17 protein-coding genes are annotated in these 14,031 nt (G+C 65.5%); 12 read left to right on the plus strand and 5 right to left on the minus strand.

Annotation, left to right across the window (positions count from 1 at the left end; translation table 11 throughout):
* Window positions 1-104 precede the first annotated feature (104 nt).
* The 3 genes from ACVMB1_RS39170 to ACVMB1_RS39180 all read left to right on the plus strand — a co-directional run bounded on the left by ACVMB1_RS39170 (window position 105) and on the right by ACVMB1_RS39180 (window position 2,455).
* Complete coding sequence (locus ACVMB1_RS39170; protein WP_076825036.1) at window positions 105-572, plus strand: nuclear transport factor 2 family protein; 468 nt, start codon at window positions 105-107, stop codon at window positions 570-572.
* Window positions 573-780: 208 nt separating this feature from the next.
* The gene (locus ACVMB1_RS39175; RefSeq protein WP_143270701.1) at window positions 781-1,212 is read left to right on the plus strand and encodes a hypothetical protein; all 432 of its coding nucleotides are present in this window, start codon (window positions 781-783) and stop codon (window positions 1,210-1,212) included.
* A 79-nt stretch (window positions 1,213-1,291) separates the two neighbouring features.
* A complete protein-coding gene (locus ACVMB1_RS39180) occupies window positions 1,292-2,455 on the plus strand; it encodes an IS4 family transposase (protein WP_229193596.1) in 1,164 nt (387 codons plus the stop codon).
* Window positions 2,456-2,733: 278 nt separating this feature from the next.
* Here the strand turns inward: ACVMB1_RS39180 and ACVMB1_RS39185 are convergent, their stop codons facing one another.
* Window positions 2,734-3,378 carry a glutathione binding-like protein gene (locus ACVMB1_RS39185; protein WP_076827742.1) on the minus strand — a complete coding sequence of 215 codons (645 nt, stop codon included), beginning with the start codon at window positions 3,376-3,378 and terminating at the stop codon, window positions 2,734-2,736.
* A 95-nt stretch (window positions 3,379-3,473) separates the two neighbouring features.
* Here ACVMB1_RS39185 and ACVMB1_RS39190 point away from each other — a divergent pair, with 95 nt between their 5' ends.
* Both ACVMB1_RS39190 and ACVMB1_RS39195 read left to right on the plus strand, forming a co-directional pair.
* Window positions 3,474-4,133, plus strand: a complete 660-nt coding sequence (locus ACVMB1_RS39190) for a TetR/AcrR family transcriptional regulator (RefSeq protein WP_141342872.1) — start codon at window positions 3,474-3,476, stop codon at window positions 4,131-4,133.
* Between the two features lie 90 nt (window positions 4,134-4,223).
* Window positions 4,224-4,871: a dihydrofolate reductase family protein gene (locus tag ACVMB1_RS39195; RefSeq protein WP_076827738.1), complete on the plus strand. Its 648-nt coding sequence runs from the start codon at window positions 4,224-4,226 to the stop codon at window positions 4,869-4,871.
* A gap of 108 nt (window positions 4,872-4,979) precedes the next feature.
* Here ACVMB1_RS39195 and ACVMB1_RS39200 read toward each other — a convergent pair whose 3' ends face one another.
* A complete protein-coding gene (locus ACVMB1_RS39200) occupies window positions 4,980-5,945 on the minus strand; it encodes a 2-hydroxyacid dehydrogenase (protein ID WP_076827737.1) in 966 nt (321 codons plus the stop codon).
* A 528-nt stretch (window positions 5,946-6,473) separates the two neighbouring features.
* Between ACVMB1_RS39200 and ACVMB1_RS39205 the strand changes: the two genes are divergently transcribed.
* From ACVMB1_RS39205 to ACVMB1_RS39225, 5 genes are all read left to right on the plus strand, one after another.
* On the plus strand, window positions 6,474-6,842 hold the full coding sequence (locus tag ACVMB1_RS39205; protein WP_028332829.1) for a YciI family protein: 369 nt from the start codon (window positions 6,474-6,476) through the stop codon (window positions 6,840-6,842).
* Entirely contained in the window at window positions 6,839-8,116 is a 1,278-nt protein-coding gene (locus tag ACVMB1_RS39210; RefSeq protein ID WP_076827735.1) for an RNA polymerase sigma factor, read from the plus strand. The genes ACVMB1_RS39205 and ACVMB1_RS39210 overlap by 4 nt, the downstream gene beginning before the upstream one ends.
* Window positions 8,117-8,602: 486 nt before the next feature.
* Entirely contained in the window at window positions 8,603-9,013 is a 411-nt protein-coding gene (locus ACVMB1_RS39215) for a DoxX family protein (RefSeq protein ID WP_076827733.1), read from the plus strand.
* Window positions 9,014-9,046: 33 nt separating this feature from the next.
* Window positions 9,047-9,583 (plus strand): SRPBCC family protein, encoded by a 537-nt coding sequence (locus tag ACVMB1_RS39220; protein WP_076827731.1) that lies wholly within the window; start codon window positions 9,047-9,049, stop codon window positions 9,581-9,583.
* 118 nt (window positions 9,584-9,701) lie between these two features.
* A complete protein-coding gene (locus ACVMB1_RS39225) occupies window positions 9,702-10,112 on the plus strand; it encodes a VOC family protein (protein ID WP_028343957.1) in 411 nt (136 codons plus the stop codon).
* 187 nt (window positions 10,113-10,299) lie between these two features.
* On the opposite strand, the gene ACVMB1_RS39230 is transcribed toward ACVMB1_RS39225, so the two are convergent.
* From ACVMB1_RS39230 to cobT, 3 genes are all read right to left on the minus strand, one after another.
* Window positions 10,300-10,722, minus strand: a complete 423-nt coding sequence (locus ACVMB1_RS39230; protein WP_057016263.1) for a S49 family peptidase domain-containing protein — start codon at window positions 10,720-10,722, stop codon at window positions 10,300-10,302.
* Between the two features lie 78 nt (window positions 10,723-10,800).
* Window positions 10,801-11,127, minus strand: a complete 327-nt coding sequence (locus ACVMB1_RS39235) for a hypothetical protein (protein WP_076827729.1) — start codon at window positions 11,125-11,127, stop codon at window positions 10,801-10,803.
* A gap of 178 nt (window positions 11,128-11,305) precedes the next feature.
* Window positions 11,306-12,319 carry a nicotinate-nucleotide--dimethylbenzimidazole phosphoribosyltransferase gene (gene cobT / locus ACVMB1_RS39240; protein ID WP_076827727.1) on the minus strand — a complete coding sequence of 338 codons (1,014 nt, stop codon included), beginning with the start codon at window positions 12,317-12,319 and terminating at the stop codon, window positions 11,306-11,308.
* Between the two features lie 178 nt (window positions 12,320-12,497).
* On the opposite strand from cobT, the gene cobS reads away from it, so the two are divergent.
* Both cobS and ACVMB1_RS39250 read left to right on the plus strand, forming a co-directional pair.
* Entirely contained in the window at window positions 12,498-13,250 is a 753-nt protein-coding gene (gene cobS, locus ACVMB1_RS39245) for an adenosylcobinamide-GDP ribazoletransferase (protein WP_076827725.1), read from the plus strand.
* Between the two features lie 70 nt (window positions 13,251-13,320).
* Entirely contained in the window at window positions 13,321-13,887 is a 567-nt protein-coding gene (locus ACVMB1_RS39250; protein ID WP_057016219.1) for a histidine phosphatase family protein, read from the plus strand.
* The last annotated feature ends 144 nt before the right edge of the window (window positions 13,888-14,031 follow it).

Consider the following 14,031-nt stretch of genomic DNA (forward strand, 5'->3'; position numbering starts at 1 on the left):
ACAATCGGAACGGAATAGGCTCCAACTATCGGGCGATAGGAAACGCCCCATCGACTCTTTGGGACGCAGCGCTAGATTGCGCTGTAAACAACGAGGGATCGCCAATGTCACGCCCGCCGCTGCCACCCTTCACCCGCGAGACCGCCGCGCAGAAAGCGCGCATGGCGGAGGACGCCTGGAATTCGCGCGACCCGGTTCGGGTTGCCGGCGCCTATACCGAGGACAGCCGCTGGCGTAACCGCTCCGAGGTGTTTCAGGGCCGCGAAGCGATCGTGGCCTTCCTGACCCGCAAATGGGAAAAGGAGCAGGAGTATCGCCTGATCAAGGATCTCTGGGCGTTCGACGGCAACCGCATCGCGGTCCGCTTCCAGTACGAATGGCACGATGCCGGCGGCAACTGGTTTCGCTCCTACGGCAACGAGCAGTGGGAGTTCGACGAGCACGGCCTGATGCGCCGCCGCGAGGCCTCGATCAACGACATCGCGATCTCGGAGAAGGACCGCCGCTTCCATTGGCCCGCCCCGGGCCCGCGTCCGGCCGACGTGCCGGGCCTGGGGCACGAGCCGTTCTGATCGGCTCTCCGTAGCCTTGTAGCCGGATGGAGCGAAGCAAAATCCGGGACGATCTCTCCTGTTGTGCGGTCGATCCCGGATCGCGCTGCGCTCCATCCGGGGCTACGGGTCGTTGTGGTGACTCATCGAAAACGTTTGCGCGTCTCGAAGAGGGCTGATTTATGCTGGTCGGCGATTGCAACCTCACCGCGTCCGCCGGATCCATTACATGCCAATTGAACGTTCTACAGCCGTAGTGCTGGCAGGCCTCTTGCTCGCGACTGCTCTCATCCTTGCCCAGCCCGCGGCTGCGCAGAGCAGCGCAGACCATTCCGCAAAATGGGGGCCGCTGTTTCGCTCTCAGGTCACCAAGTGTTGGCGTAAACCTGCCCCCGTTGGGGACGAGGCAGCGAACATAAAGTTGGTTCTCGAGATCAGGCTGACGCGCGAGGGCTCGCTGGCGGAGCAACCGTCGGTGTCGTCGCAGAACAGTCCGGCCGTGTCAGACTACTCCCAAGCCTATCGCAAGAGCGCGCTGCAAGCGATCACGCTATGCCAGCCATATTCCTTGCCGGCCGAATACTACGATGAATGGAAATACTTCATGCCGGTGTTTCTAGAGATGCCGTCCCCTCCCGGCGCAGGGGTGTCCGGGGAATGATTCACTGTGTCGCGGTGCATGCTCGGCAGGACCGAGGCAAATCGGTCTTTTCTGGTTGTCGAGACACAGAGGGCCGAGCATGCGATATCGCGGTAGCATTTTTGGAAGGCTGCTTGAACCGATCAATCGACGGCAGTTTCAGACGGTTGTGGATCGTCTGGACGGGGATGCCTACGACAAGTCGTTCAGGAGCTGGGATCATCTGGTGGCGCTGATCTATGCCCAGCTTAGCGGCAACAGCAGTCTGCGCGGGGTGGTGACTGGCTTCAACGCCAATTCGCAGCATCACTATCACTTGGGAACCGGCAAGCTGTCGCGCTCGACGTTGTCCGATGCCAATGCCCGCCGTCCGATCGGCATTTTCGCGCAAACCTTTGCGGCGCTGTCGGCGATGGCGCGTCGCCAGCTGCGGAGTGAAGGCATGGAGATGGTGCGTCTGATCGACGCCAGTCCGATCCCGCTCGGCAAGGTCTGCAGTTGGGCGACGTGGAACGGCCGCATCCGCGGCATGAAGCTGCATGTCGTCTACGACCCAAGGAGCGATGTCCCGACCTGCGTCGAGATGACGGCCGCGAACGTCAATGACATCGAGATCGGCCGACAGACCCCAATCCAGCCCGCCACCACCTATGTGTTTGACAAGGGCTATTGCCGTTTCGACTGGTGGCAGAAGATCAATGATAGCAAGGCTTTGTTCGTTACCCGGGCGAAGACGAGCATCCGTCTTCGCTCGCTCAGGCATCGCGCCATCCGCAAGCGTAACGGGGATGGCTTCGAAATCCTTGCCGATGACGAGGTGAAGCTCACCAGCAAGGGCGATTCGCGCCTTCCAATCCCGCTCCGCCGCATCAAGATCAGACGCGAGAAAGGCGGCAAGATCACACTCCTGACCAACGACCTTGCCCGTAGCGCCGTCGAGATCGCCGCCCTCTACAAGAGCCGATGGCAAATCGAGCTGCTGTTCCGCTGGATCAAGCAGCATCTCGATATTCGCAAGTTCCTCGGCGCCAACGACAACGCGATCCGCCTTCAGGTGCTCGCTGCGATGATTGCCTACCTGCTGCTGCGCATCGCCGCTCACACCAACTGCATCAAAATGCTCCCGCTCAGGTTCGCCGAACTCGTCGGCCAGCTCCTGCTCACGCGTCGATCCCTCGCTGCCATCGACAAACCTCCGCCCATCAACCCCAGCCGTCGGAAATCAACCATCTCACCTGACCAGATGGAGCTCCGCTATGCCTGAATTTCCCCGGACACCCCTGCTCCCGGCGGGAAGGGGAAGCCTGCAGCCGGGGAGCTCGATAAGCGCAAGCTTTCAATTTGCCGAGGATGCTGACCGCGGCACCCCTTCACCTCGCCCCGCTTGCGGGGAGAGGTCGGATCGCATCGCAAGATGCGATCCGGGTGAGGGGGTACAGGTCTCACCGCATTCGCAACTCGCGGAAGCGGCCCCTCACCCCAACCCTCTCCCCGTAAGAACGGGGAGAGGGAGAGAAGACTGTGCCTCCGTCGTAAGAAGCCTTACGCCGCCGCCTTATGCCGCGCGATCTCGGCCTTGTAGAGTTCGAACTCCTCCGCGATCGCCTTCGCGACCGAGGGACGGGCGCGCAGGCGCTCGTAATAGGCCTTCAGCGCCGGCCATTTCGCGAGCTCGATCGGTGGCGTTGCCATGGTCCAGTTGATCACGGTGACGAGATAGGCGTCGGCGACGCTGAAATGATCGAGCAGATAGTCGCGGCCCTTCAGGTGCTCCTCGAGATAGTCGAGCCGCGAGACGTATTTCTCCACGGCATAGGTCTTGGCCTCCGGCGGCGCCTTCTTGTCGAGCAGCGGCAGGAACAGGCCCTTGTGCAGCTCGGTGCCGATGAAGCACAGCCACTGATGCAGCTTTGAACGCTCGGCATTCGACGCCGTGCCGATGCCGGCGCGCGGAAACTGGTCGGCGACATATTGCAGGATCGCGGCGTTCTCGGTCAGCACGACGCCGTCGTCGGTGCGCAGCGTCGGCACCAGGCCGAGCGGGTTAACCTTGTTGAAGTCGGAGCCGTCGTTGCGCACCGCCTTGGTCTTCGGATCGACCTCGAGATAGTTGGCCGGCTGGCCCGCTTCATAGAGCGCGACGCGGGTCGCCATCGAGCAGGCGAGGGGCGAGAAATAAAGGTCCATGGGTGCCTCCAGGGTCTGGCGCGGGGGTCCGGCCGTTGTTGATTTTTTTGTACTGTCTTGGATAATATTGGTCGCGTCAAGAAATTAAATGCGAAATGGTACAAAAAAGTAAAAGGCCGCCAACTGCTGCCAAAATCGCGGGGCCGATCGCGCCGAAGCGCCGCGGGCGGCCGCGCGCCTATGAGCCCGATGTCGCACTCGGCAAGGCGCTCGATCTGTTCCGACGCGACGGCTTTGCCGCGACCTCGCTCGATGATCTGAGCGCTGCGACCGGCATGAACCGGCCGAGCCTCTATGGCGCGTTCGGTGACAAGCGCGAGCTCTACATCAAGAGCTACCAGCGCTATCGCGATGATGCGCGCGCCGCGATGGTCGATATCTTCCGCGCCGACGCGCCGCTACGCGAGCGGCTCGAGCGCATCTATCGCATCGCGCTCGACATCTATCTGTCCGGCGAGTCCGGCCCGCGCGGTTGCTTCACGGTGATGACGGCGGCGTCCGAGGCGGTGTCGGATCCGGGCATCCGCACCATGGTGGTCGAGGGCCTGACCGAGCTCGACAAGGCGTTCGGCATCTGCTTCCGCCATGCCAGGGAACGCGGGGAACTGCCTGAGGAGACCGATCCGGCGTCGCTGGCGCATCTGGCGTCCGCCACCATCCACACCATCGCGATCCGCGCCCGCGCCCGGGTGCCGCGCAAGGAGCTCGAGGCGATCGTGAAGGGCGCCATCGACGTGCTGTGCGGCGCGAAATAGCCGTCCAAATTTTCTCGCCAGGCAAATGTCGGGCGCTGGCTTTCCCGCCCGTCTTCCGTAAGGTCCCCCCACTCACGGAAGCGGAACATCATGGGAAAAGTCAGGACTTCAGCATTCTCGGTATCGATCGACGGATTCGGCGCGGCGCCGCGTCAGAGTCTCGAAAATCCATTCGGCGAAGGCGGCATGGTGTTGCCCGGCTGGTTCCTCCAGACACGGACGTTCCGCCAGACATTCGGCCAGGACGGCGGCACCACCGGCCTCGACGACGAGATCGCGCGCAAGTCGATGGAGGGGATCGGCGCCTGGATCCTGGGCCGCAACATGTTCGGCCCGATCCGCGGGCCGTGGCCGGATCATGCCTGGAAAGGCTGGTGGGGCGACAATCCGCCGTACCACACGCCGGTGTTCGTGCTGACCCATCACGCGCGGCCCGACATCGAGATGGAAGGCGGCACGACGTTTCACTTCGTGACCGACGGCATGCTCGCGGCGCTGGAGCGGGCGCGCGCGGTTGCCGGTGACAAGGACATCCGCGTCGGCGGCGGCGTCTCGGTGGTGCGGCAATTCCTGCAGGCGCGTCTGCTCGACGAGCTGCAACTGGTGCTGCCGCCGGTCGTGCTCGGCGCCGGCGAGAGTTTGTTCGCGGGCCTCGATCTGCCTGCCCTCGGCTACGCCGTCGTCGCGCATGTCGCGAGCTCGCACGCGACCCACGTCACCTTCGCGCGCAAATCCTAAACCGCTCACGCCTGCGTCAGCAGCGTCACCTCAATTCCGGCATCGAGAAGAGCGTCGAGCTCGCCTCCGACCGGCTCGCCGAACTCGTTGCCGGGATGGGCGGCGGCGCTAATACCCCCGCTTGCGATCGACGAGGTTTTCCAGCGCGCCGCCGGCCTCGAAGCGCGCGATCTGCTGCGCGACATATTTCGAGATCTCGTCGGCGTCGGTGTCGGCGGCGTTGTGCGGCGTCAGCACCACCTTCGGATGGCTCCAGAACGGGCTCGCCTCGGGCAGCGGCTCGGTCTCGAAGACGTCGAGCGAGGCGGCGCCCAGCGTGCCGTCATCGAGCGCGCGCAGGATGTCGGCCTCGTTCTGCAGGCCGCCGCGGCCGGCATTGATGATGACGGGCGCGCCGAGCGGGCTCTCGCGGTTCAGCTTCGCGAACGCGTCGCGGTTGAGCACGTGCCTTGTGTCCGGCGTCAGCGGCAGCAGGCAGACCAGGATGTTGGTCTCGCGCAGGAATGCGTCGAGCCCGTCCGCGCCGTGATAGCAGGCGATGCCGTCGATCCGCTTCTCGCTGCGGCTCCAGCCGACGACGCGGAAGCCGAGCGCGCGCAGTGCCAGCGCCGCGGCGGCGCCGAGCGTGCCGAGCCCCATGATGCCGACGGTGATCGCGCTCGCCGCCCACTGATAGTCCGGCGCCCAGCGCTTCACCCGCTGCGACTCGCGCAAATAGAGCTCCTGGCGGTGATGCATCAGCACGTGCAGCACGACATATTCGGTCATGCGGTCGGTGAGATCGGAGACCGCGACCCGCACCAGCGGCACGTCGGGCAGCGAGCGATCAGCCATCAGCGCGTCGACCCCGGCGCCGAGATTGAAGATGACGCGCAGGTTCTTGAATGCCGCGAGCTCGCCCGGCTTCGGCTTCCACACCGCGGCGTAATGCACCTCGGCGGGATCGAGCGCGCCGTCCGGCAGCAGCACCACGCGGCGGTCCGGGCAGACCGCGTCGAACCGCGCCTTCCAGCGCCCCGACGACCAGTTTTCCGAGCCGCCATTGATCAGCAGCGCGAGCGCGCCCTTACCCATCCCGATACCTCCAACGTCTATGTGATGCATGTCACAGAGCGGGTCCGGCCCGCTCATATGTCCTGCCATCAACAGGGGAGAACTTCCATGCGCAAACTGATCCGGGCGTCGGCTTTCATCCGCGCCGCCGGCGCCACGGCCCACGCCCGTGCTCGTAAACGCTGACACGCCGGCTGAGGCTCAACCGACCGTTGCTCCAACGCAGGGCGAGGCCCGGTCGGCCCGATCGCAGGCTCAGGCGCAACCCGTGGCGTCTCCGCGGCAGCAGGCGTCCCGTCCGATGACGAGGAGCCACGTCCGCCATCGCGAGAGCGATGAAGCCAAGGCGCGCTGGATCGCCGCCCGCTACGGCGTCTATCGGCAACCGCACGTTCATCGCCGCCGCGACAAACGTCCCGTCCGTCGAAGCGCGCCATGGAGCCGCGATCAAGATCCACCGTTGGCATCCGGAACCTAAATTTCTTTCGCGCCCCCTGTCGGCAGCGGGCATAATCGTTCGTTCTTGCAATGAACGGAGATGCCTTTTCGATGCTGTACGCCATCCTCTGCTATCATGACGAAGACATGGTCGGCTCCTGGAGCAAGGAACACGACGCCTCCGTCATGCAGAAACTGTCCGTCGTGCAGGACAAGCTCGCCAAGCAGGGCAAGCTCGGCCCGGTGGCGCGGCTGTTGCCGACCACCGCGGCCACCACGCTGCGCAAGGAAAACCCGCCGCTGGTGCTGGACGGCCCGTTCGCCGAAACCAAGGAACAGCTGCTCGGCTTCTATCTGGTCGAGGGCAAGAACCTCGACGAGGTGCTCGACATCGCGCGCGACCTCGGCGAGGCCAATCCCGGCGGCACCTATGAGATCCGCCCGGTCGGCTACTTCAATCAGGGAGGTACCAAGGCGTGAGCGTGACCGACACCGCCTGGATCGATGCTGCGTTGACGTCCGCGCGTCCCCAGGCGGTCGGCGCCCTGCTGCGCTACTTCCGCAATCTCGACACCGCCGAGGAGGCGTTCCAGAACGCCTGCCTGCGGGCGCTCAAGAGCTGGCCGCAGAACGGCCCGCCGCGCGATCCCGCGGCGTGGCTGATCATGGTCGGCCGCAACGTCGCGATCGACGAGGTCCGCCGCAACAAGAAGCAGCAGCCGCTGCCCGACGACGACCAGGCGATCTCCGACCTCGACGACGCCGAGGACGAGATCGCCGAGCGGCTCGACGGCTCGCATTACCGCGACGACATCCTGCGGCTGCTGTTCATCTGCTGTCACAAGGATCTGCCGGCGACGCAGCAGATCGCGCTCGCGCTGCGCATCGTCTCAGGTCTCACGGTGAAGCAGATCGCGCGCGCCTTCCTGGTCTCGGAAGCCGCGATGGAGCAGCGCATTACGCGGGCCAAGGCGCGCGTCGCCGATGCCGACGTGCCGTTCGAGACGCCTGGCGCGGTCGAGCGCAGCGAGCGGCTCGCCTCGGTCGCGGCGATGATCTATCTGATCTTCAACGAGGGCTATTCGGCGAGCGGCGACACCGCCGAAATCCGCGCGCCACTGTGCGAGGAGGCGATTCGTCTCGCCCGCCTGCTGCTGCGGCTGTTCCAGAGCGAGCCGGAGATCATGGGGCTGACGGCGTTGTTGTTGCTGCAGCATGCCCGCGCCGAGGCGCGCTTCGATGCCGATGGCCAGGTGATCCTGCTCGACGACCAGGACCGCAGCCTGTGGAATCAGAAGCAGATTGCCGAGGGCCTCGCGCTGATCGACAAGGCGATGCGCCACCGCCGCAGCGGGCCGTATCAGGTGCAGGCGGCGATCGCAGCGCTGCACGCCCGTGCGGAAAAGCCCGAGGATACCGACTGGACCCAGATCGATCTGCTGTACGGCGCGCTCGAGGTCATGCAGCCGTCGCCGGTGATCACGCTCAACCGCGCCGTTGCGGTCTCCAAGGTAAAGGGGCCGGAAGCCGCGCTCGAGATGATCGAGCCCTTGGCGCCGCGGCTTGCCAACTACTTCCACTATTTCGGCGTCCGCGGCGCCTTCCTGATGCAGCTCGGCCGCAACGAGGACGCCCGCATCGCCTTCGACCGCGCCATCGCGCTCGCCAACACCACAGCCGAAGCCGCCCACATCCGCATGCATATCGACCGCCTGATGCGCGACAGCCAGCCGCGCAACGCGAAGGCGAAGTAGCGGTCAGCAACAGCGCACCGGCATACTCGCTGCACCTCCCCCGCGAGCGCAGGGCTATCGCATATGGCTGGCGGTCATGACGACGTGGAAACGTCGCGTACAGAAGCGCGCGAATGCCGTATGCCCCCGGGGGGCGAGCGTGCGTCTGCGCGATTTCGGAATATTGGAAAAATATCCCTGAGTTGCCCGACGTGTCAAGCAGCCCGGTCGGCCGCCGGCTACTTTGCATGGGGTTGTTTTCGATATTTTGGCAACGCGCCTCCCCCGCGAGTGCAGGGCAATCGCATATGGGCTCGATAGCTCCACAAACTCGTCATGCCCGGCCTTGTGCCGGGCATCCACGTCTTGGTTCGGGAGAGGGAGCTTGTCGCAGCTCTCAATCGACTCTGCCTGACTTCCGAAAAAATCTTCGCCCGCCTTGTCGGCCGCGTACTCCGCCGTTCGTCATGAAGGCAGAGAGCATCACCAAGCGTTACGGAGCCTGTCATGCCGACGACCGTCGACACCGAAGTCTCAAAGCCCGCCCGCATCACCGGCCGTGTCATGAGCGGCATGGTCGTCCTGTTCCTGCTGTTCGACGGCGCGATCAAGCTGGTGCCGTTGTCGGTCGTCACCGAGACCATGGACAGGATGGGCTTCGGCGCGAGCGATGCGCTGGCGCGCAGCCTCGGCATCATCACCATCGTCTGCACGCTGCTCTACTCGGTGCCGCCGACCTCGATCCTCGGCGCCATCCTGCTCACCGGCTATCTCGGCGGCGCGATCGCATCGCATGTGCGGATCGGCAGCCCGCTGTTCACCCACACGCTGTTCGGGCTCTATCTCGGCCTGATGCTGTGGGGCGGGCTCTATCTGCGCGACGGCAATCTGCGCGCAATGCTTCCATTTCGCCGGTGAGGTATTGTTCAATCCATCCCTGTGGAGACTGACATGTTCGAGACCATTGCCATCATCGCGATTGTCCTCGGCGTCGCGATCGCCGTCATCCTCATCCTCGCGGTAACCAAGCCGGGCACGCTCCGCGTCACGCGTGCGATCTGCATCGACGCGCCGGCCGAGCGGATATTTCCATTGATCGACGATTTCCATCAGTGGACGCTCTGGTCGCCCTACGAGAACCGGGATCCGGCCATGAAGCGCATCTACAGCGGCGCCGGGCGCGGGCAGGGTGCGGCCTACGCCTGGGACGGCAACAAGAATGTCGGCGCCGGCCGCATGGAGATCCTGCAATCCTCCGCGCCGTCGAAGATCGTCATCAAGCTCGACTTCATCAAGCCGTTCGAAGGCCACAACACCGCCGAGTTCACAATGCTGCCGCAGGGAAATGCGACCAGCGTCACATGGACCATGTATGGTCCGGCCGTCTTCATGTCGAAGGTGATGCAGGTGTTCATGAACCTGGATCGCATGATCGGCAGGGATTTCGAGGTCGGTCTCGCCAATCTGAAGAAGCTGACTGAAAAGTAGCGCGTTTTCGAGCGAGGTGGTTACCGGTTCGTGTCGGGAAAACGCGTCAAGATGACAATCCGGAGCCCTCGTTCCGGTACCACCGGGGCGAGGCTCGAATGACCCAAGGGAGCATGCAATGCAGGTCAACCCCTATCTCTCCTACGACGGCAATTGCGGCGCCGCGCTGAAATTCTACGAGAAGGTTCTCGGCGCCCGGATCGAGGACACCTTCCCCTACGGCGAGGGCAGTGCGGAGATGCAGACGCCGCCCGGCTGGAAAGACAAGATCATGCACGCCCGCCTCACGATCGACGGCGAGATCATCATGGCCTCCGACGCCCCGCCCGGCCACTTCCAGAAGCCGCAGGGCTTCCACGTCGCGTTGCAGGTCGAGGATCCCGCGGAAGCCGAACGCCGCTTCAAGGCGCTGTCCGAGGGCGGCACGGTGACGATGCCGTTCGGCAAGACCTTCTTCTCCAACGGCTTCGGCATGTGCGTCGATCAGTTCGGCATCCCCTGGATGGTGAACTGCCCGCAGGGGATGTAGGCCGCGCAGGTTCTGTTCGCTCGCGCTCACGGAGATTGTGCGTGCCGGCTATCCACGTCATTGCGAGCCCACGGGTCGCGCGTAAGCGCGCCTGATGACAGGCTCCGCGAAGCAATTCATCGCTCCGCAAGCGGGGACATGGATTGCTTCGTCGCTTCGCTCCTCGCAATGACCGTGTAATTTGCCGCTACCTGCACCGCGGATAGATCGCCGCGAGCTCGCGGCCGCGCAGCAATAGCAGGCGCGAGGTCAGGCCGCCGCGGCGGGCGATCCAGCCGCGCACCGGTGCCGGATAGGCTTGCAGCACCGCCACGGACGCTTCCGGCTCTGCATAGGTGCGGCCGCGCTGGTCGATCGAGCGCGCGGCGTGGAAGCCGAGCACGGCGCGCCGCGTCACGCAGATGCGGTCGCCCGGCACCATCGAGAGTACCAGGGTGCAGGCGGACAAGCAGGGCCCGTCGATCACGACGCGCTCGCCCGACTCGCGCACCTTGTCGAACAGCTCGATGAACGGGCCGACCTGCCCGCCGGGGCTGGCGAGGATACGAACATCGGCTTGCGCGCAGCTAACCGTTGCGCAGAGAGCTGCCGCCGCGACAAGTATTTTCATGCGCGCAATCCCTGCCACGATGCGATCGAGGTGCCGCCGCATCTGAAGCCGGAAGGCTCGCGCCGGAATGGGGCATCGTCAAGACCGATGTCCCGGTTGCGACAGCACGTGGCTCAGGCCGCGCGGTTCTTGAGCGACCCCCACGATCGCAGTGAGCACGGCGCCGGCAACGCCGCCGCCGGCGACCTGGCCGATGATGCTGCCGATGTCAGGCGTCGCGCCGGAATTGGCGAGCAGCGGGATCAGCATGCCCAGAAGCTGTCCGCCCGCACCGCCGCCGATGGCGCCTGCGATGGTGTTACCGAGCGTGCCGAGATCGATGTTCTTGGCCGCTCCCGCCGCGACATTGCCGCCGACGGCTCCGCTGATGACCTGAATGATCAGATTGATGAGAACGCCCGACATGAGGTGATTTCTCCCCGGTATCTGGTTCAGCACGGCTGAGACGCCAGCCGGCGTCCCACCGCCGCGAAGGTTAGGCCTCCAACGTGCAGAGGTCATGCTACACACGCGAAGATTGTCAACCCGCGCCGACGCTATGCACCGGCTTTTTTGAGGGAACCCTCCGGCTCTCCCGGGAGCCTCAGTCAGCGTCGGAGACGCCGGCCTCGGCAAAGGTCGCCATGCCGCCATGACAGGCGAGCGCCGCGCGCAACAGCAGGATCGCAACCCCCGCGCCGGAGCCTTCGCCGAGCCGCATGTTAAGGTCGAGCAAGGGGGCGAGCTCGAGCTCGCGCAGCAATTCGCGGTGGCCAAGCTCGGCCGACACATGTCCGGCGCGGCAATGCGCGAGGCTATCGGGCGCAAGCCGCGCCAGCGGCAGCACCGCCGCTGTCGCCACGAAGCCGTCGAGCAGCACCGGAATGCAGCGTGCGCGCGCTGCCAGCACGGCCCCCGCGATCGCCGCGAGCTCGCGTCCGCCGAGCGACATCGCGGTGACGAGCGGATCGTCGATCGCGCCGCGATGCAGCTTGAGCGCCGCATCGATCGTGGTGCGCTTGCGTATCAGCCCGGCATCGTCGACGCCGGTGCCGCGGCCGGCCCAGCGCACTCCGCGCCCGCCCATCAAGGCGGCGCACAGCGTCGCGGCGACCGTGGTGTTGGCGATGCCCATCTCGCCGACCACGAGCAGATCGCATTGCTCGGGCACCGTGCGCCAGCCGGTATCGAGCGCGACGAGGAAATCGGCGGCGTCCATCGCCGGTCCGGTCGTGAAATCGCGGGTCGGGCGCGCCAGCTCGAGCGGCTCGACGCGCAGCTCGGCGCCGGCAAGCCTGGCGATCTGGTTGATCGCAGCGCCGCCGGCGGCGAAGTTCGCCACCATCTGCGCGGTGACCTCGGAGGGATAGGCTGAAACGCCGCGCTCGGCGATGCCGTGATTGCCGGCGAACACGGCGATCGTGACGTGGTCGAGCCGGGGCATCTCACGCCGCTGCCAGCGCGCCAGCCAGATCGTAACCTCCTCCAGGCGGCCGAGGCTTCCCGGCGGCTTGGTCAGGTTCTGCTGGCGCTGCGTGGCGGCCGCGGCACTGGCCTCGTCGCCCTGCGGCAGGTCGCGACAAAAGCCGCGGATGTCGTCTAGAGTACTGAACTGCATGCGATTCCCTCGTCGAGCGGGCCGCAAGCTAATGCATGATCCGGAAACGTGTGAAGCGGTTTTCCCTCGCGACAAATGCGTAGCATTTGCGCGGAGATCATGCCCTAACAAGAAGCTAAAGCGCGATCAGATCGAGCCCGATCTCGTCGCGCTTTAGCCCAATTTCCAGGCCTTCACCATGAATCAATGGCTCGACGATCTCCGGACCGCGACCGCCTTCCTGACCCGCCTGCCGATGCCGCATCCGGACGGCGCGCGGACGGAGAGCTTTGCGCGGGCGCAGCGGCTGTTTCCCCTGGTCGGGGCCGCCATCGGGGCGGCGATCGGCCTGTTTTGCCTGCTGCTGCGGGCGATCGGTGTGCCGGATCTCGCCGCGGCGGCGCTCGCGCTCGGCGGCGGTGCGCTGCTCACCGGCGCGCTGCATGAGGACGGGCTCGCCGATGTCGCCGACGGGTTCGGCGGCGGCCGCGATGTCGCGACCAAGCTCGAGATCATGCGTGACAGCCGGCTTGGCACTTACGGCGCGCTGGCGCTGGTGGTGAGCTTTGCCGCCAAGCTCGCGGCTCTCGCGGCAATTCCGAATGGTCTCGTGGTGCAGAGCCTGATCGCGGCGCACGCGCTGGGCCGCGGCGTGCTGCCATGGATTGCGATCAGCCAGCCTTACGCGCGCAAGGACGGGCTCGCCGCCAATGCCGGAAGGCCTGATGGGACCATTGCCGTGGTCGCGGCCGGCATCGCGCTGCTGATCGCAATCCTCGCCTTGCCGTTCAGCAGCGCGCTGCTGGGGGCGATCGCGGCCGCTGTGAGCGCGCTGGTCATGGCGCTCGTGGCAAAGCGGCAGATCGGCGGCCAGACCGGCGATGTGCTTGGCGGTGCGGAGCAGGTAGCGGAAACCACGATCCTGGTACTGCTCGCGGCGCGGTTAGGTTAGAGCGTTTTCGAGCGAAGTGGAGACCGGTTCGCGTGAAGAAAACGCGTCAAAATGAAAGCGTGAGCGGAACATGGATCGCGAAACGCGTTTCTGGCTGATCCGTCATGCGCCGGTGGACGGTCCGCGCGGCGTGATCCACGCGCCGGATGCGCCCGCCGACCTCGGCGATGCCGCGGCATTCGCGTCGTTGCAGGCGAGACTGCCGGCCCACGCTCGCGCGGTCTGCAGTCCGGCGCGGCGCACCCGTGAGACCGCAGCAAAGCTCGGTCTCACGGCAACGGAGGACGACGCCTTTCGCGAGCAGGATTTTGGCGATTGGACCGGCCGGCGTCACAGCGAGATCGAAGCCGAGCTCGGCGCGGCCTATCGCGCGTTCTGGCAATCGCCGGGCAGCAACCGGCCGCCGCGCGGCGAAAGCTTTGCCGATCAGATCGCGCGGGCGCGGGCAGGGCTCGCGCGTCTGCCGTCCGGCGACGTCGTACTGGTCGTGCATTCCGGCACCATTCGCGCGATCCTTGCGATCGCGCTCGAGCTTGCCCCGGAGCTCGCGCTGCGCTTCGTCATCGATCCGCTGTCATTGACGCGGATCGACCGGCTGCCGGATGCCTGGCGTGTGGTCGCGGTGAACGGGCGCTGATAGCGCAGTGACTCTGCTTTACCTCGCCCCGCGTGCGGGGAGAGGTCGGAACGCATCGACAGATGCGTTCCGGGCGAGGGGGAGTCTCCGCGAGGCTAACTGGTACTGCGCGCGCGGAGAGGGCCCCTCACCCAAACCTTCTCC

It is taken from the genome of Bradyrhizobium sp. USDA 4504 (genome assembly GCF_054063995.1).

Bases quoted from the DNA above. Each gene is read 5' to 3' on its own strand.
- ACVMB1_RS39170 (WP_076825036.1), top strand. From the start codon at position 105: ATGTCACGCCCGCCGCTGCCACCCTTCACCCGCGAGACCGCCGCGCAG.
- ACVMB1_RS39175 (WP_143270701.1), top strand. From the start codon at position 781: ATGCCAATTGAACGTTCTACAGCCGTAGTGCTGGCAGGCCTCTTGCTC.
- ACVMB1_RS39180 (WP_229193596.1), top strand. From the start codon at position 1,292: ATGCGATATCGCGGTAGCATTTTTGGAAGGCTGCTTGAACCGATCAAT.
- ACVMB1_RS39185 (WP_076827742.1), bottom strand. From the start codon at position 3,378: ATGGACCTTTATTTCTCGCCCCTCGCCTGCTCGATGGCGACCCGCGTC.
- ACVMB1_RS39190 (WP_141342872.1), top strand. From the start codon at position 3,474: ATGGTACAAAAAAGTAAAAGGCCGCCAACTGCTGCCAAAATCGCGGGG.
- ACVMB1_RS39195 (WP_076827738.1), top strand. From the start codon at position 4,224: ATGGGAAAAGTCAGGACTTCAGCATTCTCGGTATCGATCGACGGATTC.
- ACVMB1_RS39200 (WP_076827737.1), bottom strand. From the start codon at position 5,945: ATGGGTAAGGGCGCGCTCGCGCTGCTGATCAATGGCGGCTCGGAAAAC.
- ACVMB1_RS39205 (WP_028332829.1), top strand. From the start codon at position 6,474: ATGCTGTACGCCATCCTCTGCTATCATGACGAAGACATGGTCGGCTCC.
- ACVMB1_RS39215 (WP_076827733.1), top strand. From the start codon at position 8,603: ATGCCGACGACCGTCGACACCGAAGTCTCAAAGCCCGCCCGCATCACC.
- ACVMB1_RS39220 (WP_076827731.1), top strand. From the start codon at position 9,047: ATGTTCGAGACCATTGCCATCATCGCGATTGTCCTCGGCGTCGCGATC.
- ACVMB1_RS39225 (WP_028343957.1), top strand. From the start codon at position 9,702: ATGCAGGTCAACCCCTATCTCTCCTACGACGGCAATTGCGGCGCCGCG.
- ACVMB1_RS39230 (WP_057016263.1), bottom strand. From the start codon at position 10,722: ATGAAAATACTTGTCGCGGCGGCAGCTCTCTGCGCAACGGTTAGCTGC.
- ACVMB1_RS39235 (WP_076827729.1), bottom strand. From the start codon at position 11,127: ATGTCGGGCGTTCTCATCAATCTGATCATTCAGGTCATCAGCGGAGCC.
- cobT (WP_076827727.1), bottom strand. From the start codon at position 12,319: ATGCAGTTCAGTACTCTAGACGACATCCGCGGCTTTTGTCGCGACCTG.
- cobS (WP_076827725.1), top strand. From the start codon at position 12,498: ATGAATCAATGGCTCGACGATCTCCGGACCGCGACCGCCTTCCTGACC.
- ACVMB1_RS39250 (WP_057016219.1), top strand. From the start codon at position 13,321: ATGGATCGCGAAACGCGTTTCTGGCTGATCCGTCATGCGCCGGTGGAC.